This is a genomic window from Micromonospora sp. M51, from assembly GCF_018070305.1.
In the GTDB taxonomy this organism is placed as follows: Bacteria; Actinomycetota; Actinomycetes; order Mycobacteriales; family Micromonosporaceae; genus Micromonospora; species Micromonospora parva.
Genome location: NZ_JAGPXZ010001527.1, coordinates 1 through 431, shown reverse-complemented (window position 1 = coordinate 431; position 431 = coordinate 1). Strand labels below are relative to the sequence as shown.

The following is a 431-nucleotide window of genomic DNA, read 5'->3' as shown; positions in this document are numbered from 1 at the left end:
AGGGGAGGGAATTGTGCTGCGCGACTGGCTCGACGCGGATCTGCCGTCCATGCCGGGTCTCTTCGACGCGCCGGACATCGCGGCGAACACCGACATCCCCTCTCCGTTCGACGCGGACGCCTTTCTCAGCAGGATCCGACGGCGCCGCGCGCAGGGCGTCGTCGACCTGGCCGTGACACGCGACGGCGGGGAGCCGCTCGGCCTCGTCGCGCTGCACGTGGCGATCGGGGTGCTCGGGTACGCCGTCGGCCCGGCGCACCGCGGCCGGGGTATGGCGTCGCGTTCGCTGCGGTTGATGACGGCGTTCTGCCACCAGGAACTCGGCTTCACCCGACTACGGTTGAGCATCGTGCAGGGCAACGTGCCCTCGCAGCGGGTCGCCGAGTCCGCCGGATACCTCCGAAGCGACGATGACGTCGTCGAGAGGACGA

Annotated in this window: 1 protein-coding gene; it reads left to right on the top strand. The window is 70.3% G+C overall.

Annotated features, from left to right (window positions below):
• Positions 1-13 precede the first annotated feature (13 nt).
• Positions 14-431, top strand: a 418-nt coding sequence (locus KBX53_RS35795) for a GNAT family N-acetyltransferase (protein WP_309140933.1), incomplete at its 3' end; no start/stop codon positions are given.